The 24,821-nt window shown below is 65.0% G+C and carries 25 protein-coding genes; 13 read left to right on the forward strand and 12 right to left on the reverse strand.

Annotation, left to right across the window (positions count from 1 at the left end; genetic code table 11):
* Nucleotides 1–58 precede the first annotated feature (58 nt).
* Nucleotides 59–565 carry a DUF1993 domain-containing protein gene (locus tag QQZ18_RS09795; RefSeq protein WP_284540542.1) on the reverse strand — a complete coding sequence of 169 codons (507 nt, stop codon included), beginning with the start codon at nucleotides 563–565 and terminating at the stop codon, nucleotides 59–61.
* 103 nt (nucleotides 566–668) lie between these two features.
* On the reverse strand, nucleotides 669–1,370 hold the full coding sequence (locus QQZ18_RS09800; RefSeq protein ID WP_284540544.1) for a glycosyltransferase: 702 nt from the start codon (nucleotides 1,368–1,370) through the stop codon (nucleotides 669–671).
* A gap of 193 nt (nucleotides 1,371–1,563) precedes the next feature.
* Here QQZ18_RS09800 and QQZ18_RS09805 point away from each other — a divergent pair, with 193 nt between their 5' ends.
* The 3 genes from QQZ18_RS09805 to QQZ18_RS09815 all read left to right on the forward strand — a co-directional run bounded on the left by QQZ18_RS09805 (nucleotide 1,564) and on the right by QQZ18_RS09815 (nucleotide 4,067).
* Complete coding sequence (locus tag QQZ18_RS09805; RefSeq protein ID WP_284540545.1) at nucleotides 1,564–2,691, forward strand: PA0069 family radical SAM protein; 1,128 nt, start codon at nucleotides 1,564–1,566, stop codon at nucleotides 2,689–2,691.
* Between the two features lie 75 nt (nucleotides 2,692–2,766).
* Nucleotides 2,767–3,198: a metallopeptidase family protein gene (locus QQZ18_RS09810; protein WP_284540548.1), complete on the forward strand. Its 432-nt coding sequence runs from the start codon at nucleotides 2,767–2,769 to the stop codon at nucleotides 3,196–3,198.
* On the forward strand, nucleotides 3,195–4,067 hold the full coding sequence (locus QQZ18_RS09815; RefSeq protein WP_284540550.1) for an MBL fold metallo-hydrolase: 873 nt from the start codon (nucleotides 3,195–3,197) through the stop codon (nucleotides 4,065–4,067). Before QQZ18_RS09810 ends, QQZ18_RS09815 begins: the two co-directional genes overlap by 4 nt.
* A gap of 24 nt (nucleotides 4,068–4,091) precedes the next feature.
* Here the strand turns inward: QQZ18_RS09815 and QQZ18_RS09820 are convergent, their stop codons facing one another.
* Entirely contained in the window at nucleotides 4,092–4,934 is an 843-nt protein-coding gene (locus QQZ18_RS09820; RefSeq protein WP_284540551.1) for an SDR family oxidoreductase, read from the reverse strand.
* 127 nt (nucleotides 4,935–5,061) lie between these two features.
* Between QQZ18_RS09820 and QQZ18_RS09825 the strand changes: the two genes are divergently transcribed.
* Nucleotides 5,062–5,430 carry a winged helix-turn-helix transcriptional regulator gene (locus QQZ18_RS09825; RefSeq protein WP_284540553.1) on the forward strand — a complete coding sequence of 123 codons (369 nt, stop codon included), beginning with the start codon at nucleotides 5,062–5,064 and terminating at the stop codon, nucleotides 5,428–5,430.
* A gap of 97 nt (nucleotides 5,431–5,527) precedes the next feature.
* Entirely contained in the window at nucleotides 5,528–6,571 is a 1,044-nt protein-coding gene (locus QQZ18_RS09830) for a zinc-dependent alcohol dehydrogenase family protein (protein ID WP_284540555.1), read from the forward strand.
* Here the strand turns inward: QQZ18_RS09830 and QQZ18_RS09835 are convergent.
* A complete protein-coding gene (locus tag QQZ18_RS09835) occupies nucleotides 6,555–7,139 on the reverse strand; it encodes a GNAT family N-acetyltransferase (RefSeq protein ID WP_284540557.1) in 585 nt (194 codons plus the stop codon). The two genes, QQZ18_RS09830 and QQZ18_RS09835, sit on opposite strands and share 17 nt — an antisense overlap.
* Before the next feature lie 160 nt (nucleotides 7,140–7,299).
* Nucleotides 7,300–7,827 carry a single-stranded DNA-binding protein gene (locus QQZ18_RS09840; RefSeq protein ID WP_284540559.1) on the reverse strand — a complete coding sequence of 176 codons (528 nt, stop codon included), beginning with the start codon at nucleotides 7,825–7,827 and terminating at the stop codon, nucleotides 7,300–7,302.
* Between the two features lie 429 nt (nucleotides 7,828–8,256).
* On the opposite strand from QQZ18_RS09840, the gene uvrA reads away from it, so the two are divergent.
* The 5 genes from uvrA to QQZ18_RS09865 all read left to right on the forward strand — a co-directional run bounded on the left by uvrA (nucleotide 8,257) and on the right by QQZ18_RS09865 (nucleotide 13,803).
* Nucleotides 8,257–11,169 carry an excinuclease ABC subunit UvrA gene (uvrA, locus tag QQZ18_RS09845; RefSeq protein WP_284540561.1) on the forward strand — a complete coding sequence of 971 codons (2,913 nt, stop codon included), beginning with the start codon at nucleotides 8,257–8,259 and terminating at the stop codon, nucleotides 11,167–11,169.
* A 289-nt stretch (nucleotides 11,170–11,458) separates the two neighbouring features.
* On the forward strand, nucleotides 11,459–12,277 hold the full coding sequence (gene folP / locus QQZ18_RS09850) for a dihydropteroate synthase (protein ID WP_284540563.1): 819 nt from the start codon (nucleotides 11,459–11,461) through the stop codon (nucleotides 12,275–12,277).
* Nucleotides 12,274–12,645, forward strand: a complete 372-nt coding sequence (gene folB, locus QQZ18_RS09855) for a dihydroneopterin aldolase (protein WP_284540565.1) — start codon at nucleotides 12,274–12,276, stop codon at nucleotides 12,643–12,645. The genes folP and folB overlap by 4 nt, the downstream gene beginning before the upstream one ends.
* The gene (gene folK, locus QQZ18_RS09860) at nucleotides 12,638–13,108 is read left to right on the forward strand and encodes a 2-amino-4-hydroxy-6-hydroxymethyldihydropteridine diphosphokinase (RefSeq protein ID WP_284540567.1); all 471 of its coding nucleotides are present in this window, start codon (nucleotides 12,638–12,640) and stop codon (nucleotides 13,106–13,108) included. The genes folB and folK overlap by 8 nt, the downstream gene beginning before the upstream one ends.
* Before the next feature lie 17 nt (nucleotides 13,109–13,125).
* A complete protein-coding gene (locus QQZ18_RS09865) occupies nucleotides 13,126–13,803 on the forward strand; it encodes a (5-formylfuran-3-yl)methyl phosphate synthase (protein ID WP_284540569.1) in 678 nt (225 codons plus the stop codon).
* A 22-nt stretch (nucleotides 13,804–13,825) separates the two neighbouring features.
* On the opposite strand, the gene QQZ18_RS09870 is transcribed toward QQZ18_RS09865, so the two are convergent.
* From QQZ18_RS09870 to QQZ18_RS09880, 3 genes are all read right to left on the reverse strand, one after another.
* Nucleotides 13,826–14,572, reverse strand: a complete 747-nt coding sequence (locus QQZ18_RS09870; RefSeq protein ID WP_284540570.1) for a metallophosphoesterase family protein — start codon at nucleotides 14,570–14,572, stop codon at nucleotides 13,826–13,828.
* 139 nt (nucleotides 14,573–14,711) lie between these two features.
* On the reverse strand, nucleotides 14,712–17,471 hold the full coding sequence (locus QQZ18_RS09875) for a valine--tRNA ligase (RefSeq protein WP_284540572.1): 2,760 nt from the start codon (nucleotides 17,469–17,471) through the stop codon (nucleotides 14,712–14,714).
* Nucleotides 17,472–17,559: 88 nt separating this feature from the next.
* On the reverse strand, nucleotides 17,560–17,790 hold the full coding sequence (locus tag QQZ18_RS09880; protein ID WP_284540574.1) for a hypothetical protein: 231 nt from the start codon (nucleotides 17,788–17,790) through the stop codon (nucleotides 17,560–17,562).
* A 102-nt stretch (nucleotides 17,791–17,892) separates the two neighbouring features.
* Here QQZ18_RS09880 and QQZ18_RS09885 point away from each other — a divergent pair, with 102 nt between their 5' ends.
* Entirely contained in the window at nucleotides 17,893–18,798 is a 906-nt protein-coding gene (locus tag QQZ18_RS09885) for a LysR substrate-binding domain-containing protein (RefSeq protein WP_284540576.1), read from the forward strand.
* A 99-nt stretch (nucleotides 18,799–18,897) separates the two neighbouring features.
* Nucleotides 18,898–19,644 (forward strand): hypothetical protein, encoded by a 747-nt coding sequence (locus tag QQZ18_RS09890; protein ID WP_284540578.1) that lies wholly within the window; start codon nucleotides 18,898–18,900, stop codon nucleotides 19,642–19,644.
* Nucleotides 19,645–19,679: 35 nt separating this feature from the next.
* Here the strand turns inward: QQZ18_RS09890 and QQZ18_RS09895 are convergent, their stop codons facing one another.
* The 4 genes from QQZ18_RS09895 to QQZ18_RS09910 all read right to left on the reverse strand — a co-directional run bounded on the left by QQZ18_RS09895 (nucleotide 19,680) and on the right by QQZ18_RS09910 (nucleotide 23,318).
* A complete protein-coding gene (locus QQZ18_RS09895) occupies nucleotides 19,680–20,012 on the reverse strand; it encodes a YnfA family protein (RefSeq protein WP_284540580.1) in 333 nt (110 codons plus the stop codon).
* 4 nt (nucleotides 20,013–20,016) lie between these two features.
* Nucleotides 20,017–20,697 (reverse strand): PopZ family protein, encoded by a 681-nt coding sequence (locus QQZ18_RS09900; RefSeq protein ID WP_284540582.1) that lies wholly within the window; start codon nucleotides 20,695–20,697, stop codon nucleotides 20,017–20,019.
* Between the two features lie 254 nt (nucleotides 20,698–20,951).
* Entirely contained in the window at nucleotides 20,952–22,367 is a 1,416-nt protein-coding gene (locus tag QQZ18_RS09905; protein ID WP_284540584.1) for a TolC family outer membrane protein, read from the reverse strand.
* Nucleotides 22,368–22,661: 294 nt separating this feature from the next.
* The gene (locus QQZ18_RS09910) at nucleotides 22,662–23,318 is read right to left on the reverse strand and encodes a protein-L-isoaspartate O-methyltransferase family protein (RefSeq protein ID WP_284540586.1); all 657 of its coding nucleotides are present in this window, start codon (nucleotides 23,316–23,318) and stop codon (nucleotides 22,662–22,664) included.
* A 431-nt stretch (nucleotides 23,319–23,749) separates the two neighbouring features.
* Between QQZ18_RS09910 and QQZ18_RS09915 the strand changes: the two genes are divergently transcribed.
* Entirely contained in the window at nucleotides 23,750–24,796 is a 1,047-nt protein-coding gene (locus tag QQZ18_RS09915) for an ABC transporter substrate-binding protein (protein WP_284540588.1), read from the forward strand.
* Nucleotides 24,797–24,821: the final 25 nt, after the last annotated feature.

Raw genomic sequence — 24,821 nt, forward strand, 5'->3', positions numbered from 1 at the left:
ATTATTTCAATGGTTTGTTAACCATATCCGACGTCCGGGGCGGGCAGGCGCCCTCCCCTCACTCGCGCCAGAGAAAATCGCGCTTGCCTACGGGCATGCCGAGATGCCGCAGGATGTCGTAGGCGGTAGTCAGGTGAAAATAGAAGTTGGGCAAGGCAAAACCCTGAAGATAATCGATCGCCGTAAGCTCCATCGTTTCCTGCCGGAGCTTCAGCGTGACGATCGTTTCCTCGCGGCCATTAACCGAAGTCGCCTGAACCGATGCAACGAAGGCGAGTGTCTTGTCGATGCGGGCGTAAAGCTCGGCGAAGGTCTGTTCGTTATCTGGGAAGGAGGGAACGTCGAGCCCGGCGAGACGGGCCATGGCGCCCTTGGCGTGATCCGTCGCGATCTGAACCTGCCGCTTCAACTCGAACATATCCGGAGCGAGCCGGGCGCCGAGCAGCGCCTCTTCCGACAGGCCGCGAGCCGGACCTTCGGCCTCGCCGATCTTCAGGAGATGGACAAGGGACTTGAGACGCGCCGTGAAGATGGGCGCGGAGATGGCATGGAGTTCGATGGTCATGGGATTCCCCCCGGCTGGCGGAACGCCTTCAATAGGCGCCCGGTTCGGTGTGACTGATTAGCGAGCCGCCGCCGTCATAACCAGTCAACTCTCGGAGAGGGGGTCAGGCCCGCCGGCCGGTGAGCCCAGCGACGACGCCGACCGGCAGACGGATGGCGAGCAGCAAGGCCGCCAATGCGCCGGCGGCGCCGCCGCCCGTCAGCGTATCGCTCTGTCCATCGGCGGTCACTCGCACGATCGGCGTCCTGAGGCGCAAAAGGCGCCGACGCCCGACGCGACGAATAAGATCGACGCCAGCCAGACCGTCACGACGGCTGAACCCGCCGAGTTCCCGAAAATAACTCCGGGAAATGATCAGGCTCTGATCGGGGTGCGTCACGCCGGCGCAGCGGCTGAACAGACGCAGAAGATAGTGCTTCAGGCTTCCGCCGAGCGTGTCATCGTCGGACGCGAGACGGAAAACGGCGGCGAAACGGCTATCGCCATGCCGGAGACGACGCTCGGCCATCGCCTGGAAGTCGCTCTCCCAACCGGGATCGAGCAGCACGCCGGGACGCAGGAACATCAGAAAGTCGCCACGCTGGGCGGCGGCCGCACCGATGGCGCAACGCGACCAGGCACCGCCCGAACCGGATATCAGATCGCAGCCCGTCCCCTCGGCGACGAGGCGCGTCTGGTCGTCGGAGCCGCCGTCAACCACGACCACCTCGCGCACCGTACCGTCGGCGGCGGCGGTAACCAGCGTCGAAAGCGTGCGCGCGAGGGCCTCCTCGCTGTTCCGGGTAGGAATGACGACCGAAATCATACTTTCGTTCTAGCTGGTTTTCCTGGGAAGTGCGAGCCCGTCCTAACGCTGACAGGCAATAGCCGCCTCCGGCAGAGCCGTGACGCCCGCGCCCGAACGACAGACGGCCGGCGTCAAACCTCCCAAGCACCCTTGGCCGTGGATACCTCGAGAATGTTCTTGACCTGTTCTCATTCGGGCATAAGATCAAACCATGAACATCGCATGCCAACACCCCATTGAGCCCATTCCGGCGCCGGAGATCGCCGACACGGCGATTGTCGCCGGGCGCCGGCGCGGCCGGGGCGCGGGCATCAACCCATCGGGTCGGTTCGAGGCTTATGCCCGGACGGGCTTCGACGACGGCTGGGGCGACGGTGAGGAGCTGCCGCCGTTCAAGACGACGGTGCAGATCGAGCCGGCGCGATCGGTGATCACCCGCAACGACAGCCCCGACATCGCCTTCGATCGGTCCCTCAACCCCTATCGGGGCTGCGAGCATGGCTGCATCTATTGCTACGCCCGACCGAACCACGCCTATCTCGGCCTGTCGCCAGGGCTCGATTTCGAAACCCGGCTTTACGCCAAGACCAATGCCGCCGAAGTGCTGGAACGCCAGCTCGGCGCTCCGTCCTACCAGCCCAAGGTGATCGCCATCGGCACGGCCACCGATGCCTACCAGCCGATCGAGAAGGAGCAGAAGGTCACCCGGCGCGTGCTGGAGATGCTGGCAAAGACCCAGCATCCGGCGCTGATCATCACCAAGTCGGCACTCGTCCTGCGCGACATCGACATTCTTCAGCCGATGGCCGCCCAGGGCCTCGTCAAGGTGGCGATCTCGATCACCACGCTCGACCGCCGCCTGGCGCGCGCCATGGAGCCTCGCGCCTCCAGCCCTCAGCGTCGCCTGGACGCCATCCAGAAGCTCACGGAAGCCGGCATTCCGGTCGGCGTCATGGTGGCGCCCGTCATCCCGGCAGTTACCGACAGCGAGATCGAACGCATCCTGGAAGCGGCCCACACCTTTGGCGCCCGCGAAGCCGGCTACGTGCTGCTGCGTCTGCCGCTCGAGGTCTCGGAGATCTTCCGCGAGTTTCTGCTGCGCGAACTGCCCGACCGCTATCGGCACGTCATGAACGTCCTGAAGTCGATGCGCGGCGGCAAGGACTACGATGCCGAATGGGGCAAGCGCATGCGCGGAACCGGTCCTTATGCCTGGCAGATCGGCCGTAGGTTCGAGCTGACCGCCAAGCGCCTCGGCCTCAACAAGCATCGGATCAAGCTCGATACGGAGAAGTTCCTGAAGCCGGGCAACGGCGGCGTTCAGCTGAGCCTGTTCTGAAAGAGCGCCTCTCCCCTTGACGCCCTCCTCCGCCGCCGACACTTGTGAGGGCAACGGAAGGCAAGGGAGAGAACGATGAGACTCTTCGGCGGGAGCGCCAAGTTCGACTGGAAAGACCTCAAGGCGCCCGAGCTCGATGATTTCGAGACGATGGCAGCGGAGGCCTATGCCGCACTGCCGGCCGATTTCCGGGCGATGACCGGCGAGATCGAGATCCGCGTCGCCGACTTTCCCGACGAAGAAGTCGTCAAGGAAATGGAGCTCGAAAGCGATTTCGACATTCTGGGCCTGTTCCATGGCACCGGCCTCGCACACGACGCCGCCGTGCCGGAAACCGGCCGCCTTCCCAACCGGGTCTGGCTCTATCGCCGCCCCATCCTCGACTATTGGGCCGAGCATGAGGAAACGCTGGGAGATATTGTCTCCCACGTGCTGGTCCACGAAATCGGTCACCATTTCGGTCTCAGCGACGACGACATGTATGGCATCGAGGACAACGAACCGTGACCGACACGAGCACCTTGCGCATTCTGGAGCCGACACGGGGTGTGTTCGCCTATTACGACGGGCGCGTGCCGGGCGCCCGGCTGCACTCGGCCATGGAGAACTGGCTTGACGACGGCGCCTACAGTCTCGGCATCGCGTCCTACGCCATCGTCGAGGGCAGCGAGGCGGTCGTCTTCGACAGCCACATCTCGCTCGATCATGCCCGCGCCGTCAGGCAGCATCTCGAAGGACGCGGCGTAAGCCGCTTCACGCTGGTGCTCAGCCATTGGCACGACGACCACGTTGCCGGCAACGCCGTATTCGCCGATGGACCGATCATTGCCCACCACCTGACGCGCGATGCGCTCGCCGCCAACCGCGACAAGCTGGAAAACGGCAACCCGGCGATACGGCCGCTGGTCATGCCGACCGAGATCTTCGAGGACGGACTGACGCTCACGATGGGCGGCCGCATCGTCGAGGCCCTGCATTTCGAAATCCACAGCGCCGATGGCGTCGTGCTGCACGTGCCGGACGCCGGCCTGCTGCTTGCCGGGGATGTGGTGGAAGACACTGTCACCTACATTTCGGAAGCGGACTTCACACCGACGCACATCGCGGAACTGAACCGGCTCGCCGCCCTGCCCGTTCGCAGCATCCTGCCGGCCCATGGCGCTGCCGAGCGGATCGCGGCGGGGGGATATGATGCCGGCCTCATCGCCGCCAATCGCAGCTATCTGATGCGGCTACTTGCCGGCGAGGGGCGCGATGGCGCGCCCCTTTCCCGCTTCGTTGCCGACGACGTCGAGGCCGGTCGCATCGGCTATTTCGAGCCCTATGAAGCGGTACATCGGGCCAACCTCAAGGCGCTCGCGGCGGTCGGGCTCTGACACCCAACCGCCCGAGCGGCACAATCAACCCTTCAGGATGGCGGCGTTTTCCTTCACCCAGGCGGCAACCTGACGCGCCGGGTGCCCGGTCAGCGTCCGGACGTCGTCGGTGACGACGGCCGTCCAGCCCTCGCGAACGGGATAGAAGATCGAGGCGAGGAAGCGCGCATAGACCTCGGGAACCCCGGCGCCGACAAGAATGCCGACGAAGGTGTCGTCGTCGACCGCCTGATAGGCAACCGGCTTGCCGATGGCCTCGGAGATCAGCGCGGCGGCTTCGGCATAGCCGAGCGCTTCCGGGCCGGTGAGATTGAACGCCTTGCCATCGAAACGGTCGGTGGTCAGAGCGGCGGCGGCACTGTCGGCGATGTCGCGCGCGTCAATGAAGCTGGACTTGCCGTCGGCGGCCGGTACCGCGATGACGCCCGCCGCGTCGATGCCGGGCTTCCAGTAGTTGACGAAGTTGTCGGTGAACCAGTTGGGGCGCAGCACGACCCAACGGACGCCGGACTTCTCAAGGGCAATTTCCGCCTGACGATACGGGATGGAGTCGTCGGCATCGACGCCGAGGACCGACTGCAGCACCACCTTGACGCCGCGCGTCGCCGCCGCCTCGATGATCGGCAACAGCAGCGCCTTGGCCTCGGTGTAGCCGCTCGGCAGCATGACGAACGCGCGGTCAACATCTTCGAAGGCATTTGGAAAGGTCATCGGGTCGGCCACGTCGAAGACGACGCCCTCGGCGCCATCCACCGGCTTGCCGTTGCGCGATGCCGCCTTGACCGCCTCGCCCCGAGCCAACAACGCCTTCACGAGCGGCCGCCCGACGTTGCCGGTGGCGCCAATAACCAGAATCTTGCCAGCCATATCGAAACTCCATAGTATCTATCGGAAACCTTGTTTCGATGAAGAACATAGTCAATTCTCGAAACCATCGAAAGAAGGCAGTTTCCAGTGACCAGGTTTCCTTCGAGAAACCGCCCGGAGAGGCCCGATGAATCCCGCCTATGACGTCTTCGACGATCGCTGCCCCACCCGCTTGGTGCTCGACCGGCTGGCCGACAAGTGGGCGCTCTTGGTGCTCGATCGGCTGCAGGACGGTCCAGTGCGGTTCAATCATCTCCGACGCGACATCCGCGGACTCTCTCAGAAGGTGCTGTCCCAGACGCTGAAGCGCCTCGAACGCGATGGACTGGTAAAACGCACAGTCCATCCCACCGTTCCGGTCAGCGTCGATTATGCGCTGACCTCGCTCGGCCGGACGCTGACCGAGACGGTCGCCGCCTTCGCCCATTGGGCCGAGGTCAACATGGACGCGGTCCTCGCCGCCCAGACCGCCTACGACTCGGCCATGACAGGCTGACGGAAGACCGCAGGCATCGGCAATCCCACGCTTTTTCGCTCACATCGTCCGTGCTATCGCCGGGGGTGGTCGGCCAGTTGCCGCCGGGAGAATCAGAATGCGCGCCATATTCTACGAGCTGTTCGGCCAGCGTCCGGAGATCCGCACCCTGCCCGACCCGACGCCGGAGCCGCACGGCCTCGTGCTGAAGGTGGAGGCCTCGGGTATCTGCCGCTCCGACTGGCACGGCTGGATGGGCCATGATCCGGACATCGCACTGCCACACGTACCCGGTCACGAGTTCGCCGGCCGCGTCGTCGCCATCGGCCGCGACGTCCGTCGCTTCCGGGTGGGCGATCGCGTCACCATGCCCTTCGTTGCCGGTTGCGGGCGCTGCCCGGAGTGCGGCTCGGGCAATCAGCAGGTCTGCCGCAACCAGACTCAGCCCGGCTTCACCCATTGGGGGTCGTTTGCCGAGTATGTTGGCGTCCATAATGCCGACGACAACGTGGTCGCCCTGCCCGACGACATCGACTTCCCGACGGCGGCCAGCCTGGGCTGCCGCTTTGCCACCTCCTTCCGGGCGGTGGTCGACCAGGGTCGGGTGCGCGGCGGCGAGTGGGTGGCGGTGCACGGATGTGGCGGTGTCGGCCTGTCCGCCATCATGATCGCCGCGGCGATGGGCGCCGACGTGATCGCCGTCGACATCGCCGACGACAAGCTGGAGTTTGCCAAGACCATCGGCGCCACGGCGGTGATCAACGGCAAGACAACACCGGACGTCGCCGGCGCCATCCGCGACCTGACGGGCGGCGGCGCTCATCTTTCGATCGATGCCCTTGGTCACCGGGTCACCGCCCGCAACTCCATCCTCGGCCTCAAGCGGCGTGGACGCCATGTGCAGGTCGGCCTGATGCTCGGCGACGACGTCGAGGCCCCCATTCCAATGGCGCGCATCATCGGCTGGGAGCTCGAAGTCTACGGCAGCCATGGCATGCAAGCCTGGCGCTATGACGACATGCTCGCGATGATCGCCGCCGGCAAGCTCCAGCCGCAGAAGCTGGTCAACCGCCACGTCGGACTCGACGAGGCGATCGACCTGCTCATCGGCATGGACCGTTTTCAGGAGACCGGCATCAACGTCATCACCGATTTCGGCTGACGATGCGGTCTCGCCACCGCATCGGAACGTCCGAAGACCGGCCTCCACGTTCGGCCGATGCGCTTTTGGCGGTGAAGAAGGCCGGATGGAAGACGATCGCCTTCCACGCCGGCGCCTCTCCAAAGGCAAGCGCCTGGACATAGACGTCCGGAACGCCTTGGCAGGACAGGCCCGGCTGCGCGGCGAAGCCGAAGCGGCCGTAGTAAGCCGGCTCGCCAACCAGGACGACGCCGGCTGCCTTCAACTCTGTGAGCTGAGCAAGACCGGCCTGGACCAGCGCTGAGCCGACACCAATCCGTTGCCATGCCGGCGCCACGGACAGCGGTCCCAGACCGAACCAGCGGCCGGGCATGTCCGTCTCGATCGGCGAAAAGCCGGCGTGTCCGACGATTTCGCCGGCCGGATCGACGGCGACGAGCGACAGGACCAGCGCGCCAGCAGCGCGTAGATCGCGAACGATCGCCGCCTCGGTGCCGTTGGCATGGGCGACGTTCAGGAAGGCAGCGGTGGTCAGCTCGCCAATAGCGGCTTGATCAGCCGCCGTTTCACTGCGGATGACAAAACTCATGGTCTTCTTTCCGATTGCAGGACAATGCCGCACGGCCGCCGTCAGGGCAGCCGCGCGTCGACGATGCGTCGGAACGAGCCGAACCCGGACCACAAGGCCCGGATGCGGCTCAACCCGCAGTGTCCGATCGGAAAAGAAGGCCGGGCATCATCCCGTTGCCTCAGAAGGGAATGTCGTCGTCGAGATCCGACGAGAAATTGGAAGCCGGGGCGCCACCACCCTGTGCGCGACCACCGCCGCCACCCGAACGGGCAGGAGCGCGCTCCATCGGACCGGACGAGCCGTAGTCCGAACCGGCGTCGCCGAAGTCGCCTTCGCTGCGACCGCCGCCTTCGCCGCGGCTATCGAGAATGGTCAGCTCGCCACGGAAGCGCTGCAGCACGACCTCGGTGGAGTAGCGCTCCTGGCCGGACTGGTCGGTCCACTTGCGCGTCTGGAGCTGACCCTCGATGTAAACCTTGGAGCCCTTCTTCAGATACTGCTCGGCGACCTTGGCCAGATTTTCGTTGAAGATCACCACCGAGTGCCACTCGGTGCGCTCCTTGCGCTCGCCGCTCTGGCGGTCGCGCCAGTTTTCCGAGGTGGCAATGCGCAGGTTGACCACGGCGTCGCCCGACCCCATCCGCCGCACCTCGGGATCGCGCCCAAGATTGCCGATCAGGATGACCTTGTTGACGCTGCCTGCCATGGCTTTCTTCCCTCGAACTCGTTACCTTCGGTCCGGTGCGTTGACACGCCGGACCGGCCGGGCCATTGCCGGCAACACAGGCGCACGTTAACGCCGGCACCACCCCTGCGAAACCCCGCCCCAGCGGCGGCGCATCCTTTTCCACAGTGAGAAAAAGGCTGGCGCCCATTTCGTGTTCCTGATACGTTCTAGACGTTTCATAAGGATGTCGCAACCGAATTCCGAGGCTTTCCGCGTTTCATCGCTGGATCCGGCGGCATGGCTGCCGCGCACGCCGGTGCCTTGCAGGCTCTCGGCCGATCCTGACAGGATGCGACAGCAGACCCGGACTAGCTTAGCGCGCCCTCTGGCCGCCCGGTTCAGGATCCCCGGGCAAGACACTCCGCTTCCCGCCCTCCGCCGGGAAACGCGACAAGGACGACGACAGACATGCCGAACAAGCCGACCAGCATTTTCGATCAGGCCCGGCGCTCCCTTTCGGTGCGCGGCGCGCGCGAACACAACCTCAAGAACATCGACGTCGATTTGCCGCGCGACAGCCTGATCGTCATGACCGGCCTCTCCGGCTCGGGCAAGTCGTCACTCGCCTTCGACACCATCTACGCCGAGGGCCAGCGCCGCTATGTCGAGAGCCTGTCGGCCTACGCCCGCCAGTTCCTCGACATGATGCAGAAGCCGGACGTCGACCAGATCGACGGCCTGTCGCCGGCCATCTCCATCGAGCAGAAGACCACATCGCGCAACCCGCGTTCGACGGTCGGCACCGTCACCGAAATCTACGACTACATGCGCCTGCTGTTCGCACGTGTCGGCATTCCCTATTCTCCGGCCACCGGCCTGCCGATCGAGAGCCAGACCATCAGCCAGATGGTCGACCGGACACTTGAGCTGCCGGAGGGCACCCGCCTCTATCTGCTGGCGCCGATGATCCGCGGCCGCAAGGGCGAGTATCGCAAGGAGTTCGCCGATCTTCAGAAGAAGGGCTTCCAGCGCGTCAAGGTCGACGGCAGCTTCTATCCGATCGAGGAGGTGCCGGCCCTCGACAAGAAGATCAAGCACGACATCGACATCGTCGTCGACCGCATCGTCGTCAAGGCGGATCTGGCCGCGCGCCTCGCCGACAGCTTCCAGACGGCGCTGGCTCTCGCCGACGGCATCGCCGTGCTGGAGTTCGCCAACGTCGAAGAGGGCGAGAGCGAGCCGCGCCGGGTCACCTTCTCGGAGAAGTTCGCCTGCCCGGTCAGCGGCTTCACCATTCCCGAGATCGAGCCGCGCCTGTTCTCCTTCAACAACCCGTTCGGCGCCTGTCCCAAGTGCGACGGCCTCGGCACGGAGCTGAAGTTCGAGGCGGAACTGGTGGTGCCGGACGACAGCCTCAGCTTGCGCGGCGCCTGCATCCTGCCCTGGGCGAAGACCGGCGCCTCTTCGCCCTATTATGCGCAGACGCTCGAAGCGATCTGCCGCCACTTCAAGGCGTCGATGACGACGCCGTGGAAGGATCTGCCGCAGAAGGTGCGCGACGTCATCCTCACGGGGTCGGGAGACGAGGAGATCACCTTCACCTACGACGACGGCCTCAGAACCTACACCACCAAGAAGCCGTTCGAGGGCGTGGTCGGCAACATCGAGCGCCGCTGGAAGGAAACCGACTCCGATATGGTGCGCGAGGAGTTGGGACGCTTCCAGTCGGATCACCCTTGCGAGACCTGCAACGGCTACCGCCTGAAGCCGGAAGCGCTCGCCGTGAAGATCGCCGGCTTGCATATCGGCCAGGTCACCCAGATGTCGATCCGCGAGGCGGGTGCGTGGTTCACGTCCCTGCCGGACCATCTCACCGCCAAGCAGAACGAAATCGGCGTCCGCATCCTGAAGGAAATTCGCGAACGCCTGCGCTTCCTCAACAACGTCGGCCTCGAGTATCTGACGCTGTCGCGTTCGTCCGGCACCCTTTCGGGCGGCGAGAGCCAGCGCATCCGTCTGGCCAGCCAGATCGGTTCGGGTCTCACCGGTGTCCTCTATGTGCTCGACGAGCCGTCCATCGGCCTGCACCAGCGCGACAACGACAAGCTGATCGAAACGCTGAAGCATCTGCGCGACCTCGGCAACACCGTGATCGTCGTCGAACATGACGAGGACGCCATCCTCGCCGCCGACTACGTGCTGGATGTCGGCCCCGGTGCCGGCATTCACGGTGGCAAGATCGTTTCCGAGGGCACGCCGGCCGAGATCATGGCCGACCCCGCCAGCCTCACCGGCCAGTACCTTTCCGGCGCGCTCGCCATCCCCCTGCCGGACAAGCGCCGCAAGCCGCAGAAGAACAAGTACATCCGCGTCGTCGGTGCGCGGGCCAACAATCTCAAGAACGTCACGACCGATATTCCCATCGGCCTGTTCACCTGCGTCACCGGCGTGTCCGGCGGCGGCAAGTCGACCCTCTTGATCGACACGCTGTTCAAGGCGGCGGCGCGGCGTCTCAACGGCGCCCGCGAGCAGGCGGCGGCGCATGACCGCATCGAGGGGCTGGAAATGCTCGACAAGGTGATCGACATCGACCAGTCGCCGATCGGCCGCACGCCGCGTTCCAACCCGGCGACGTATACCGGCGCCTTCACCCCGATCCGCGACTGGTTCGCCGGTCTGCCGGAAGCCAAGGCGCGTGGATATGGTCCGGGGCGCTTCTCCTTCAACGTCAAGGGCGGCCGCTGCGAAGCCTGCCAGGGCGACGGCGTCATCAAGATCGAGATGCACTTCCTGCCGGACGTCTACGTCACCTGCGACGTCTGCAAGGGCCATCGCTATAATCGCGAGACGCTGGAGATCCACTTCAAGGGCAAGTCGATCGCCGACGTGCTCGACATGACCGTCGAGGAGGCCTGCGACTTCTTCCAGGCGGTGCCGGCCATCCGCGACAAGATGACGGCGTTGCGCGACGTCGGCCTCGGCTACGTCAAGGTCGGCCAGCAGGCGACGACGCTGTCGGGCGGCGAGGCGCAGCGCGTCAAGCTCGCCAAGGAGCTGTCGCGCCGGGCGACCGGCCGCACGCTCTACATCCTCGACGAGCCGACGACCGGCCTGCACTTCCACGACGTGGCCAAGCTGCTTGAGATGCTGCACGAACTGGTCGAGCAGGGCAACACGGTGGTGATCATCGAGCACAATCTCGAGGTCATCAAGACCGCCGACTGGCTGGTCGACCTCGGCCCCGAGGGCGGTGACGGCGGCGGCCGCATCGTCGCCGCCGGCACACCGGAAGAGGTGATGAAGGTGGATGCGAGCTACACCGGCCGGTATCTCCGCGAGCTGCTCGAGCGTCGTCCGCAGCGTCGCAACGCGGCGGAATAATCGTCGCAGACGAGTCCATGCCGCCGGCCGGCCATCGCGCGCCGGCGGCATCGGGGCAAGGCGATCCCGTTACCAGGGCACAGGCAAAGCTCTGCAAAAGATTCGGGAAAGAACAACAACGCATTGAATTAGAAAACGAATTTCCATATTCACATGTTGATTCAAGTGGGCGCGACCTCACAATCAGAATCAGGATGAAGAGCTTCAGACGTTGTAGCTGAACAGCCGCTTGCCAGCGGACGGCGCGCGGGCTACCTCAGAAGTCCGACCTCCAAATGCGAGCATGCCCATGGTCCTTTCCCTTCTGCCAGACCTCGGCAAGCGAACACTGGTTATGGGCATCCTCAACGTCACGCCGGACAGCTTTTCCGACGGCGGACGCTATTCCTCGGTGGAAGCCGCTCTCGCCCACGCCCGCCACATGACCGACGAAGGCGCCGACATCCTTGACGTCGGTGGCGAGTCCACTCGACCGGGCGCGACCGAAGTTTCGGCAGAGGAAGAGATGGCCCGCGTGGTGCCGGTCATCGAGCGGCTCTTGGCAGGCGGCCTTCCTCCGGTGTCCATCGACACCTACAAGGCCAAGACGGCAGAGGCGGCGCTCAGGGCTGGGGCGGCCATCGTCAACGACGTCTGGGGCCTTCAGCGCGAGCCGGACATCGCGTCCGCCGCTGCCGCTCATGGCGCAGCGGTGATCGCCATGCACAACAGGACCGACATCGACCCGACGATCGACATCATCGAGGACATGAAAACGTTCTTCGGGCGCTCGCTGGATATCGCCCGCAAGGCCGGCATCGCCGACGAGCATGTCATCCTTGACCCTGGCATCGGCTTCGGCAAGACCTTCGAGCAGAACCTTCAGGCGGTGGCCCGCGTCGGCGAGCTCAAGGCGCTCGGCTTTCCGGTTCTGATGGGGACATCGCGCAAGCGTATGATCGGGGCTCTGATCGGTGCCGAACGACCGGTCGCCGAGCGGCTTCATGGCACCATCGCTTCCAACGTCGCCGCCATCCTGGCCGGTGCCGACATCGTCCGCGTCCACGATGTCGCCGCCCATCGCGACGCCGCCGCCGTCGCCGACGCCATCAGAAGGGAAATGCGATGACCGACCATATTCGCGTTCATCGGCTTGCCGTCTTCGCCCGCCACGGCGTGTTGCCCGAGGAGGCCGCGATTGGGCAGCGCTTCTTCATCTCGTTCGATGCCGCCGTCGACACCCGCGCCGCCGGTGCCAGCGACGATCTGACGAAGTCCGTATCCTATGCGGACATGGCCGACGTCGTCGTTTCCATCGCCACGACCCGGCGCTTCAAGTTGCTGGAGGCCCTGGCCGAAGCGATCGCCACCGACATTCTGGCTGCGTTCCCGCTCGTCGAGGCCATCACCGTCCGCGTCGACAAGCCATCTGCACCAGTGCCGCACGTGCTCGACACCGTGTCGGTGGAGATCACACGGAGTCGCGCAGATGGCTAAAGCGGCGCTCAGCCTTGGCGGCAACATCGGCGACGTCCGCGACACCATTGCAAAGGCGCTGCGGCATCTGGAGGCGGCGGGAGTAAGAGTGGCGGCCCGCTCGTCGGACTACCGTACCCGCCCCTGGGGCAAGACCGATCAGCCAGACTTCACCAACGTCTCGGCCGTCGTGGAGACCGCCCTCCCCCCGCTGGAGTTGCTCGCCACCTGTCTTGACGTGGAACGCCAGCTTGGGCGCGTTCGCCACGAACGGTGGGGGCCACGCGTCATCGACATCGACCTCATCGCCTACGACGGCGTCAGCATGGAGACCCCGGAGCTGACGCTGCCGCACCGCCACGCCCACGAGCGAGGTTTCGTGCTGATCCCTCTTGCCGAGATCGCTCCGGACCTCTTGATTGGCGACAGGGCCGTTGCCGAGCTGGCGGCCCGATTCGCGAACGATCCAGTAGAGAAGCTCTGACGCGCCGGAGACTTGCCATGACCGCCCTTCAGGTGACCGTCACCACCGCCGACGAGGCGAGAGCCGCCGTTGTCGCGGGCGTGACCATGATCTTCGCCGCCGTCGGAACGGTCTCCGCCGTTCCGTTATCCGAACTGCGCGCCATCCTGGCCGTCGCGGGCGAGCGGGCCGAGGTGGTGGCCGCGGTGGGAGGATTGGCGGACAGTGATCTTGCCGATTTTGCCGCAACGGGCGTCACCGCGCTGGCCTTGCCAGTGCCGCAGGGCGACGCAGGCGCGGCGCTGCTGTCACGGATCGGCCGTTCGCTGGCAGCCAGCGTCCGGCTGGTTGCCGTGTTCCCACCGGAGGCCGGGCCGGATTTCGATCTCTTGCCGGTCGCCGCCATTGCCGGCTTCTCGGGCGTCTGGCTTTCCGCGTCCGAGACTATCGATGGCCTGATCAAAACCATCAAGCTCGCCGACATTGCCCGCTTCATCGCATCGGCGCGTCGGTCGAAGCTGACGGTTGGCGTTTCGGGGGGCTTGCGCGTCGTCGACGTCGGAACGTTGTTGCCGCTTCGACCGGATCACCTCGGCTTCCGCGCCGCCGTATCGGAAGACGAAGATCCGGCGAAGCCGATCGACCCGGCGCGTGTCCGCGCCGTCGCCGCCGCTTTTGCCATCCACTCGGTCCGACCGGAGGCCGACGAGGCCTGACGTCTCGCGCAGGACGCAAGACTCAGGCGATCCAACCGCTTTCGAGTGCCGACGCCCATTCGGGCCGGCCGGCCTCGCGTGCAAGACGAACGACGTTGGCGGTGTCATAGGGCACGGCGTGGTGTACCACAGCCCAGCCGATGGCCCGCTTCTCCGCTATGGCGTAGCGGGCCTCAGGTGCACCGACTTGCATGATGTGTACCGGCGCGTCATCGGTATAGCCCTGCAGGCCGACGCTGCCGGGATTGACCACCGTCGCGCCGGACTTCAGCCGAATGACGCGCGGCATATGCGTGTGCCCGCAAAGAAGCAGACTGGACGGGCCGATCGCGGCCGTCGACACGCGCGCCCGGGCTTCGACCGTATCGCGATCTGCGAGTCGCATCCGGCCACCCTCCACCGTCTCCAGCCAGTATTCGACGTCCGAGGCGGGCGTTCCATGCCAGGCGATGACCGGTCCGACGGACAGCGAGGCGGGCAATCCCTTCAGCCAGGCGATATGCGCGCCCGAAAGCTGGTCATAGGCATGGCCATCCGACGGCCCCATCTCGGACCTGGGCGTGCTGACGAGCGCCCGATCATGGTTGCCGGCAATGCAGGAAACCGGCGAAGCCATCAGCATGTCGGCCGTCCGCCGCGCTTCCAGCGGCCCCGACAAGTGGTCGCCGAGGCAAAGCGTGGCGTCCACCGAGCGGCCGGCGAGATCGTCGAGCACCGCCACGAGCGCGTCGGCGTTGCCGTGTATGTCGGAGAGGATAGCGATACGCATGGGAGGCTTCCGTGGGCTCCTGCTAAACTTATCGGATTTCGAACCGCGCTCCAACACCCCGCCCCGGACGTGCGCTGGAATCAAAAGAGCCCCGCGGCAAAAAACCGCGAGGCCCCAATCAAACCGGGTATGACGACCCTCAGGCCAGTCGCGCCAGCGCTTCGCGCACCTTGACGAGCCGCTCCGCATAGCCGTCGCGCTTGGCCTTCTCCTCCTCGACCACCTCTTCCGGAGCCTTGGCGACGAAGGCGGCATTGCCGAGCTTCTTGTCGATGCGTTCGATCTCGCCGATGAGCTTGCTCTCCTCCTTGCCGAGGCGAGTACGCTCGCCGTCGAGATCGACCACGCCGGACAGCGGCAGGGCGATGACGCCGTCGGCGGTGACGATCTGGGCCGACTGACCCGGCGCCACTTCGGCAGTCGACACATCCGACACGCGGGCAAGGCGCAGGATGGCCGGCGTGTGGGTGGCGAGCCAGCCCTTCACCTTGTCCGACGCGCCAACCAGCACCAGCGGCAGCAGCGTCGCCGGCGCGACGTTCATCTCGGCGCGCACGGAGCGGATCTCGGTGATGACGTCGATCAGCCAGTTGATCTCGTCGGCGGCGTCGGTCGTCTCGCGGCTGCCTTCCGGCCAAGACGTCAGCACCAGGAGGTTGTCGCGCGCCGGGCCGGCCTCGCCGGTCTTGGCCCACAACTCCTCGGTGATGAAGGGCATGAACGGGTGCAGCACCTTCAGGATCTCGTCGATCACCCAGGCGCAGCTGGCGCGCGTCTCGTCCTTGGCCGATCCGTCGTCGCCCGTCAGCACCGGCTTGGTGAACTCGAGATACCAGTCGCAGAACGAATTCCAGACGAAGCGATAGATGGCGCCGGCCGCGTCGTTGAAGCGATAGGCGTCGAGCGCTTCGGACACTTCGGCCTGCGTCTTGCGCACCTCGGTGACGATCCAACGGTTGAGCGTCTCGCTCGCCCTGTCCGGATCGAAGCCGGCAACGCGGACGCAGCCGTTCATTTCGGAGAAGCGGACGGCATTCCAAAGCTTGGTCGCGAAGTTGCGATAGCCGCCGACACGGCTGGTGGCGAGCTTGATGTCGCGCCCCTGCGCGGCCATGGCGGCCAGCGTGAAGCGCAGGGCGTCGGCGCCGAACTCGTCGATCAGGTTGAGCGGATCGATGACGTTGCCCTTGGACTTCGACATCTTGGCGCCCTTCTCGTCGCGGACGAGCGCGTGGATGTAGACGTCCTTGAAGGGCTCGGTGCCCATGAAGTGCTTGCCCATCATCATCATCCGGGCGACCCAGAAGAAGATGATGTCGAAGCCGGTGATCAGCACGTTGGTCGGATAGTAGCGGGCGAGCTCCGGCGTCTCGTCCGGCCAGCCGAGCGTCGAGAAGGGCCAGAGGGCCGACGAGAACCAGGTGTCGAGCACGTCCTCGTCGCGCTTCAGCCCGACCGCCTCGCCGTAGTGCGCCTTGGCTTCCTCGGCCGCGGCGGCCTCGCTCTCGGCGACGAACACCTTGCCGTCCGGTCCGTACCAGGCCGGGATCTGATGACCCCACCAGAGCTGGCGCGAGATGCACCAGGGCTGGATGTTTTCCATCCAGTCGTAATAGGTCTTCTCCCAGTTCTTCGGCACGAAGTTGGTGCGGCCTTCCTTGACGGAGGCGAGCGCCGGTTCGGCCAGAACCTTGGCGTTGACGTACCACTGGTCGGTCAGGAAGGGCTCGATCGGCACGCCGCCGCGGTCGCCATGCGGCACCTGATGGACGTGCGGCTCGATCTTGTCCAGAAGGCCGGCCGCCTCGAAGGCAGCGACCACCAGCTTGCGCGCCTCGAAGCGATCTCTGCCGTGCAAGCTCTCGATGGTCTGGGCGAGCTCGTCCGACGGCGTCACCCCCTCAAGGAACTCGGCGTTGTCCTTGAGGACCACCGCCGCCTCGACGTCGAGGACGCTGATCGGCGTCAAGCCATGGCGCTTGCCCACCTCGAAGTCGTTGAAGTCGTGCGCCGGAGTGATCTTCACCGCGCCGGTGCCCTTGGTCGGGTCGGAATACTCGTCGGCGACGATCGGAATCAGGCGGCCGACCAGCGGCAGCAGCACCTTCTTGCCGACGATCGCCTTGTAGCGCTCGTCGGTAGGATGGACGGCGACGGCCGTATCGCCCAGCATGGTCTCGGGACGGGTGGTGGCGACGACGATGTAGTCGCGCGTCTCGAATTCGGTCGGCTTGCCGGCTTCGTCGAAGGCGATGGGATGCTGGTAGGTGACGCCATCAGCCAGAGGGTAGCGGAAGTGCCAGAGATTGCCCTTCAGCTCCGTCTGCACGACCTCAAGGTCGGAGATGGCGGTGAGCAGCTTCGGGTCCCAGTTGACGAGACGCTTGTCCTTGTAGATCAGCCCTTCGCGGTAGAGCTGGACGAAGACCTTCAGCACCGCCTTGGACAGGCCGGCGTCCATGGTGAAGCGTTCGCGCGACCAGTCGCAGGAGGCGCCGAGGCGCTTCAACTGGCCGACGATGGTACCGCCCGACTCGGCCTTCCACTCCCAGACGCGCTTGACGAACTCCTCGCGGCCGATCTGACGGCGATGCAGCTGCCTTTCGGCCAACTGGCGCTCCACCACCATCTGCGTAGCGATTCCGGCATGATCGAGTCCGGGCTGCCAGAGCACGTCGAGGCCGCGCATGCGCTGCAGGCGCACCAGAATGTCCTGCAGCGTGTTGTTGAGCGCGTGGCCCATGTGCAGCGAGCCGGTGACGTTCGGCGGCGGAATGACGATGGTGAACGTGTCCTTGCCCGGCTGCTTGCCGGCGCCTGCGGCAAACGCCTTCGCATTGTCCCAAGCCTTGGCGATGCGCGGCTCGACGTCCGCCGCTTCGAATGTCTTTTCCAGCATGATCCGACGTCTTTTTCCTGTCGTCTTCGGGTGAGCGACGGTTAGCTGCTACGCCCCCGAAAATCAACAAGAAGCGGCCTTTCAGCCGTCAAAACCGATCGAACTCGCACCGACGCTCCGCCCTTTCCCGCATGCCGGCCTCCGTGGCACGACCGCCGGTAAAGCCGATGTCCCGCAGCATATGCTCGTTGAGATCCTCGATCTTCCCCGTCCGCCACCGACGAAGAGAGAAACCCAAGCCGGCCAGGAGGGGCAAGATCGAGAGAATGGAGGCGCGCCAGCTGCCGCGCCGGATCATGGGCGGATCCAGGCAAGTCATTGTCATATCCCTTGATCCATTGATGCGGTAGAAGCAATCTCTGCCCAAAAGCCGAATGTTTCCAATCGAACGTTTGTCTCGACCCATAAAGAGAACTTATCCATGAAGCTGAGCCGACAGATCCCGCTCAATGCGCTACGGGTGTTCGAGGCCGTGTCGCGCCTGATGAGCTTCACGCGCGCTGGCGAGGAGCTCGGCATGACGCAAACGGCGGTGAGCTATCAGGTGAAGCTCCTGGAAGGCGTGCTGGGCGAACTGCTATTTCGCCGACTGTCGCGTCGCATCGAGTTGACCGAAGCCGGGGAGCGTTTGAAGCCCAAGGTGAGCGAAGCCTTCACGCTTCTTGGCGAAGCGATGTCGGCGGCCCGAACGGCGGCCGATGAGTTGCTCGTCATCAACACCACGCCGACGTTCGCCGCCCACTGGCTCGCCCGGCGTATCGGCAATTTCCAGCTCGGCGACCCGCATATCGCGGTGCGGCTCATCACCGACACCACCGTGATGGATTTCAACCGCGATCCGGGTGACGTGGCCATTCGCGCCGGCATAGGCGGCAAGGGCGAATGGCCGGGCCTCGTCGCTCACCACATCATGAACCTCGACTTTGCGCCGATGCTCAGCCCATCCCTGCTTGAATGGGTCAAGCCACTCGACAGCCCACGAGACCTTCTGAAGTGCAAGCTCATCGATCCCAGCGACCCCTGGTGGCGGCGCTGGTTCGAAGCCGCCGGCGTACCCGACGCCGACCTTGAGGGACGGCCGCGAAACCTGTTCGGATCGCAGGCGCTGGAAGCGAGCTCGGCCATTGCCGGTCACGGCGTCGCCATCCTGACGCCGAACTTCTATCGCGAGGAACTGGCCAGTGGCCGTTTGATCATGCCGTTCGATCTCATCTGCAGCGATGGTTCCGCCTATTGGCTGGTCTACCCGGAAAACCGGCGCAGCCAGCCGAAGATCAGGGCGTTCAGGGACTGGCTCTTGAAGGACATCGAGAAGAACCCGCCGTGAGCAGGAAATCATTAACCGTATTTTTCTGAGATTTCGGCGCCTGGTTTCGGTGTGAGGCCCGTCTAAAGCTGCAGAGGGAGTTTTTCCCGGAGGCAGCAGATGTCGTCCCTTTCCGCCTTGACCAGCAACGCCAGCAGCCTTGCCGCCCTTCTCGGATCGTCCAGCAGCAAGACAAGCTCGGCACCAACCGCTTTTGCGCCACCAGCATCGTCCGGCAGTCAGGACAACAGCTCGACGACCGGAACTGTCTCGTCGACCAGCTCCTTTTCCTCGCTCGGCGACGACTTGCAGTCGGCGCTGCTATCGCTCCAGGAGCAGATGGGCGAGAGCGATGGATCGATGATGCCACCGCCTCCGCCGCCTCCTTCGGACACGTCGGCAACGGCGTCCGCGACCGACGTTGCGTCCGCGACTTCGGGAGAGTCGAGTGCTGCGATGGCGCCGCCACCGCCGCCTCCGCCACCGTCGGAAGAGAGCTCCTCCAGCGCTGAGGCTGCGGCATCGACCGATGCGACCACTTCGACCAATGCCGGCACCTCGGCGTCAGGCGATGCCTCGTCGTCCGGCAGCGCCTCCGGCGCGAGCGAAAGCAAGGAAGTCGTCAGCACGACCTATCTCGACAATCCGGACGGCAGCAGCACCATCACGGTCAGCTACTCGGATGGCTCGACCAGCGTGACGACGACCGGCGGCCAAGGCCAATCCGCGTCGGATACGTCACAGGCGAACATGCCCTACAACTTCGGCAGCGGCAGCAAGGGCGGCTTGTCTCAGGCCGTGAGCAACCTCTACGCCAGCATCGCCAACAGTGCCGCGATGACCTATTCGGCCGGCGTCGCGGCCTGACAGCCTGATAGCCTGACAGCCTGAACAAGGACCTCTCAACCGGCCGCCGCCCGTGGCCCGAGCAGAATGATCGCCGCGCCAACCAGACAAACCGCTGCGCCCATGAGGTCCCAGCGGTCGGGCGCCTGCCGCTCCACCGTCCATAGCCAAATCAACGAGGCAGCGATGTAGACGCCGCCATAGGCGGCATAGGCCCGGCCGGCCGCTGCGCTGTCGATGCGCGTCAGCACGAGCGCGAACAGGATCAGCGACACGACGCCGGGCAGCGTCCACAGCACGGACCTGCCCAAACGCAACCATGCCCAGAAGGCAAAACAACCGGCAATCTCGAAAAATGCGGCGAGCCCCTGAAGAAGGATGGCCCTCACGGCCTCAGCGCCCCCGCGAGACGCGCTCGATCTCGGCCCGCACCAGCCGCTCGACGATCACCGGGAGGTTTTCATCGAGCCAGGCCCGCAGCATCGGCCGCAGCATGTCCTTGACCAGATCGTCGAGCGTGCGTGCGTTGGCTGCAAGCACCGTGTGGCTCAGCTGACCGAAGGCGGATTGCACGGAAGCACCGGCGGCCGCGGAAACAAGCCGCTCTTCGGCTTCCTGATCCAGAAACGCATTGGCGCGCGGCGCCTCGGCCTTCGGAGGCTCGGGCCGGCGCGGGGGTTCCGGCTCAGGCTCGGCGAAGGCGACCTCGGCTTCGTCGTCCTTCAGCCCTTCCACCAGATCCAGCGGCTCCGTCTCGTCGACCATGGCGACATCGGCGAGATCGAGCACTTCAGGCTCGTCCCCGTCGTCGGCGTCGTCGACATCCATTTCCGGTTCGTCCTCGTCGTCACCCGACTGGGCAAACAGCTTGTCGAGATCCTCCTCGGAAATGTGCTCGTCCTCGACCGCCGGCTTGGCCATAGTTTCGACCTCCGGTTTCGGAGCGACCGCCTTGGCCGGGGCCGGCTTGGGTGCCGCAGCCTCCTTGCCATCGGGCTCGTCGGCAATGATCCGCCTGATGGAAGCCAGGATCTCTTCCATTGAAGGTTCGGCGGACGCAGCTGCCTTGGCCATTGGTCTACTCCGAGTGGGTCGCCCCACCACATGTTACACGATCGATCAATGCCTTTTTCCGCCCGGCACTTCTGACAATCGACCTGCCTCCGTTCCCGACGGCGGCGTCGAAACGCCAAACAACGCGGCGGTCAACCGGATGAATACCGGCAGCAAGCCTGATTCGACCTCCGAAGTATAGATTAGTTAACGCAGCTGAACACGGTTTGCGCCGGAAATGGGGCGGTTATCCCCGGCGCCCGGCCATTCAAGGGTCAGCGGCCGTCCGGCGTACGCAGGCCGATCCACTTGTCTCGGACCTGCTCGTAATGGCGCTCCGGCTTATAGGCCGTGACCTTGAGGCCGAGTCGTTCCCGATCCAGGCGCCCCATGGCAGCTAGGACGCGATAGCTCGCCACCACGAGTTGGGTCTCGGCGCCGACTTCCGACAGACGGGCGTCGATCAGCGTGCTCTGAGCGTTCAGGACATCGAGGGTCGTCCGCTGGCCGACTTTCTGCTCCTCGACCACGCCTTCAAGCGCTAGCCGGCTTGCCGTTACCGACGCCTCGGCCGCAACGATCTGCGCCTTCGCCGACTCAAGCGCGCTCCACGCCTGGGCAAGGGACGCATCGACCGACATGCGGGCGGCATCGACCTGCAGCTTGGCCTGACCAAGCTCTTCCTTGGCTTGGCGGACGGTCGCATACTCGCCACCACCCTGATAGATGGGGATAGACAGGACGGCGGCGACCGATCCTTCAAGCGTGCGCGCCCGCTCCGGCGTGCTGCTCCCGCCGGGTACGGAACTCCCGGCAAAGGCGCTGCTTACCGTTCCCTGCAGGACGAAGCTCGGCAGCAGCGCGCCCTCCTGAATCTCGACGTTGTAGGACGCGGTATCGGCATTGTAGATCGCCTGACGGATCGACGGATGCTCGGTGCGCGACGCATCGACGGCAACCGCCAGCTTGGCCGGCAGCAGCTTGGTGATCGGTCCGGGCGAGCGCAGCCCCTTGGGCTCATGGCCGACCACCTGGATGTAGCTGGCCCGAGCGGTGAGAAGATCGGCCTGCGCCGCGCTGACGGAGGAGGTCGCCGCGGCCAGTGCCGCCTGGGCCTGCGACACGTCGGTCCGCGTCCCCTCGCCCACTGAGAATCGGTCGTTGGCGGCCCGCACCTGCTCCTGAAGGAAGGCGACGTTGGACTGACGCAGCTCGAGCACCTGTCCGGACAGAATGACGTTCATGTAGGCGGCGGCGGTCTCGAGCAGGGTCGACTGCTCGGCGGTCCTGAGTTGCTCGCGCGATGCTTTCACCGCCGATTCCGCCCGCTTGACGCCATTGTCGATGCGCCCGCCCATGTAGAGGGGCTGGACGATCTGAATCTGGCCCTGAATGGCTCCGGTGTCGGTGTAGGTGCTGGCCCAGTTCGAGCTGCCCTTGATGCGAAACCGCGTATCGGTGGCGGTCAGCCCGGTCGAGATCTGGCCGTTGATCGTCGGCCGGTAGCCGGAAAGCGCCTGCGGCACGTTCTCATCCATGGCACGCATCCCGGCGCGCGCGGCGTTGAGAGAGGGATTGTTGGCGTAGGCCGCGGACATGGCCTCTTGCAACGTTTCCGCCGACACGGCGCCGGACAGGGCGAGAAAGAGGCCGACGGCGGCCGACATGTACAAAGAGGGACGGAACGCCACGACACACCTCACCTTTATCGCCGACCGAAGCGATATAGCCTGCGATCGATGCCAGGTCTTCTCACGCCTGCGCGAGGAAGCCGCCCAACCGCCACATTCGCTAACAAAACGTTAATCGTCGGCGACGGAATATAACCGATGAGCGTACGAACGGAAGCGCGGCCGGCAACGAGGCGGCAAATTCAGTCAAATCGATGCACAGAAATCACATCGGCGCCACAAGACCAGCCGGCCCGCTTTACGCTGGCCGGCGGAGAGGTACAGTCGTGTGAAACGTACCGTTACAAGGCGGAACTAGAAGGCGAACGTCTCGACCGCCTCAAAGCCCGGCAGCACCGGGATCGAAGCATTGAACAACGCACGGCCGGAAATGCCGGCATCATCCCTGGTATAGAGCTTGGCCCAGGGGGCGCTGCCCCCCTCCTCGACGAGGAGCATCCGGCCACCCTTGGCCAGTTGATCGGCAATGGCATCGGGGAAAGTGACCACGGCACCATTGAAGATGATGACGTCGAAGGGCGCCGCATCCCGCACGCCCTTGGTCAGCGACGCCTCGACAACCGCCACATTGGCAAGACCCGAGAGCTGCCGGCGGGCGATGGTCGCCAGATCCCCATCCTGCTCCAGCGCCACGACGGATCCCGCGAGTCGGGCCATCACCGCAGCGCCGTAGCCCGACGCGCTGCCGACCTCCAGCACCTTGTCGGTCGGCTTGATAGCCGCGTACTGGAGCATGCGCGCCAGCACCATCGGCTGGATCAGCACGCGCGGAGCGCGCCCCGCACCCAGAGGCAGGTCCCGATCGAGGTAGGCAAGCGGCTTCTGGTCGTCGGGCGCGAAGTTCTCGCGCGCCACCTCGCCCATCGCATCGATGATACGGAGATCGGTGACGTCGTTCGGCCTGACCTGACCGTCGACCATCTTGGTGCGCAACGCCGGAAAATCGACCATGGATCGCAGTCCCCTGGAATTCTCTGCCGGCTCCTCCAATAGCCGCCCCCCTCTTCCGAAACAAGGGCTTCTACGCAGCTTTGCGGAGCGGATGCACGAGTCGATCGGAGGATCGGGATCGCTGAATGACGGGACGGCGCGAAATGCCCGGCGAACGCCATATCGGTCAGGAAAACGTGACGACCCGATACCGTCGCCAGACCAGACCATCAGCGTCTCCGGGACTTGGGACGGGTTTCGACGAGGGAAGCGCGGTTTCGGCAAAACGCGATCCGTTTTTTCAATCGGCGGGTTTCGCAGCACAGCCTCTCGATCGGGACGACGCAATTAGAATAGTATTTTTATAGACTATATGGACAATCGCCGACCCGGGATTATCCTTCTGGTTGATGGGCCGAAGCGTGATGCGGCCGCAAACCGGAGCATGGGGCATGGCGAATTCTTCAGACATAAAGATCTCACCCGAGGCCCGACTGTCGCGGCGTGACATCCTGAAACGGACGGCGCTCGGCGCCGGCGCCGTCGCTCTCGGCGCAACCGCCGGCAGCCGTCTGTTCACGCCGGCCATCGCCGCGCCACCGACCAAGATCCGCCTCGCCTGGACGGAAGTGGCGGCCTGCCACTCTCCGCTCGGCTTCGGCGTCGCCAAGGGCATCTATGCCAAGCACAACGTCGACGTCGAACTGTTCTATCAGGGCGCCAGCGGCCAGACGCTGATCCAGGCGCTTGCCACCGGCAAGGCCGACGCCGGCGCAGGTCTGGTCGGCGATTGGCTGAAGCCGCTCGAACAGGGCTTCGACGTCAAGCTGTTCGTCGGCTCGCACGGCGGCTGCCTGCGTCTCCTGGCACCGGAGGCGTCGGGTATCAAGACGCTCGCCGACGTCAAGGGCAAGACCATCTCGGTCGCCGGTCTCGGTACCTCGCCGCACCTGCAGTTCCAGGTGGCGCTCGCCAAGGCGGGCGTCGACGTCCAGAACGACATCACCTGGAAGGTCGTGCCGTTCGAACTGGTTGGAGAGGCAGTGGTGAAGGGCGAGGCCGATGCCGTCGCCCATCTCGACCCCTGGGCCTATTCGATCCAGAAACAGCACGGCTTCAACCTGATCGCCGACAGCCAGACCGGCTATTTCGACGGCCGCGTCTGCTGCGTGCTCGGCGCCAACGGACCGTTCCTCAGCGAGAACAAGGACGCCATCCGTCGGCTCGCCGAAGGCAACATCGAGCTGCACGAGTACACCGCCTCCCATCCGGACGAAGTGGCCGCCTGGTATCTCGAAAATCTCAAGCCGGCCGGGCTCGATCTCCAGAGCCTCACCGAGATCATCGGCCATCTGGTGACGCACAACCATCCGGTCGGCCCGGAACTCATCGATCAGGTTCGGCGCGGCGCCGAGGATCTGAAGTTCGTCAACGTGCTCGATCCGGCCACCGACCCGAAGGATCTGGCCGAGCGAGTGACGATCAACATTCTCGCATGACGGCAGCGGCCCGGCCGCCCCTTCA

The sequence above is a fragment of the Pleomorphomonas sp. T1.2MG-36 genome (assembly GCF_950100655.1).
Lineage (GTDB): Bacteria > Pseudomonadota > Alphaproteobacteria > Rhizobiales > Pleomorphomonadaceae > Pleomorphomonas.

Bases quoted from the DNA above. Each gene is read 5' to 3' on its own strand.
- QQZ18_RS09875 (WP_284540572.1), bottom strand. From the start codon at position 17,471: ATGCTGGAAAAGACATTCGAAGCGGCGGACGTCGAGCCGCGCATCGCC.
- QQZ18_RS09840 (WP_284540559.1), bottom strand. From the start codon at position 7,827: ATGGCAGGCAGCGTCAACAAGGTCATCCTGATCGGCAATCTTGGGCGC.
- QQZ18_RS09870 (WP_284540570.1), bottom strand. From the start codon at position 14,572: ATGCGTATCGCTATCCTCTCCGACATACACGGCAACGCCGACGCGCTC.
- QQZ18_RS09900 (WP_284540582.1), bottom strand. From the start codon at position 20,697: ATGGCCAAGGCAGCTGCGTCCGCCGAACCTTCAATGGAAGAGATCCTG.
- QQZ18_RS09830 (WP_284540555.1), top strand. From the start codon at position 5,528: ATGCGCGCCATATTCTACGAGCTGTTCGGCCAGCGTCCGGAGATCCGC.
- QQZ18_RS09865 (WP_284540569.1), top strand. From the start codon at position 13,126: ATGACCGCCCTTCAGGTGACCGTCACCACCGCCGACGAGGCGAGAGCC.
- QQZ18_RS09805 (WP_284540545.1), top strand. From the start codon at position 1,564: ATGAACATCGCATGCCAACACCCCATTGAGCCCATTCCGGCGCCGGAG.
- folB (WP_284540565.1), top strand. From the start codon at position 12,274: ATGACCGACCATATTCGCGTTCATCGGCTTGCCGTCTTCGCCCGCCAC.
- QQZ18_RS09915 (WP_284540588.1), top strand. From the start codon at position 23,750: ATGGCGAATTCTTCAGACATAAAGATCTCACCCGAGGCCCGACTGTCG.
- QQZ18_RS09880 (WP_284540574.1), bottom strand. From the start codon at position 17,790: ATGACTTGCCTGGATCCGCCCATGATCCGGCGCGGCAGCTGGCGCGCC.
- QQZ18_RS09890 (WP_284540578.1), top strand. From the start codon at position 18,898: ATGTCGTCCCTTTCCGCCTTGACCAGCAACGCCAGCAGCCTTGCCGCC.
- QQZ18_RS09795 (WP_284540542.1), bottom strand. From the start codon at position 565: ATGACCATCGAACTCCATGCCATCTCCGCGCCCATCTTCACGGCGCGT.
- QQZ18_RS09820 (WP_284540551.1), bottom strand. From the start codon at position 4,934: ATGGCTGGCAAGATTCTGGTTATTGGCGCCACCGGCAACGTCGGGCGG.
- QQZ18_RS09885 (WP_284540576.1), top strand. From the start codon at position 17,893: ATGAAGCTGAGCCGACAGATCCCGCTCAATGCGCTACGGGTGTTCGAG.
- uvrA (WP_284540561.1), top strand. From the start codon at position 8,257: ATGCCGAACAAGCCGACCAGCATTTTCGATCAGGCCCGGCGCTCCCTT.
- folK (WP_284540567.1), top strand. From the start codon at position 12,638: ATGGCTAAAGCGGCGCTCAGCCTTGGCGGCAACATCGGCGACGTCCGC.
- QQZ18_RS09910 (WP_284540586.1), bottom strand. From the start codon at position 23,318: ATGGTCGATTTTCCGGCGTTGCGCACCAAGATGGTCGACGGTCAGGTC.
- QQZ18_RS09825 (WP_284540553.1), top strand. From the start codon at position 5,062: ATGAATCCCGCCTATGACGTCTTCGACGATCGCTGCCCCACCCGCTTG.
- QQZ18_RS09810 (WP_284540548.1), top strand. From the start codon at position 2,767: ATGAGACTCTTCGGCGGGAGCGCCAAGTTCGACTGGAAAGACCTCAAG.
- QQZ18_RS09800 (WP_284540544.1), bottom strand. From the start codon at position 1,370: ATGATTTCGGTCGTCATTCCTACCCGGAACAGCGAGGAGGCCCTCGCG.
- QQZ18_RS09835 (WP_284540557.1), bottom strand. From the start codon at position 7,139: ATGAGTTTTGTCATCCGCAGTGAAACGGCGGCTGATCAAGCCGCTATT.
- folP (WP_284540563.1), top strand. From the start codon at position 11,459: ATGGTCCTTTCCCTTCTGCCAGACCTCGGCAAGCGAACACTGGTTATG.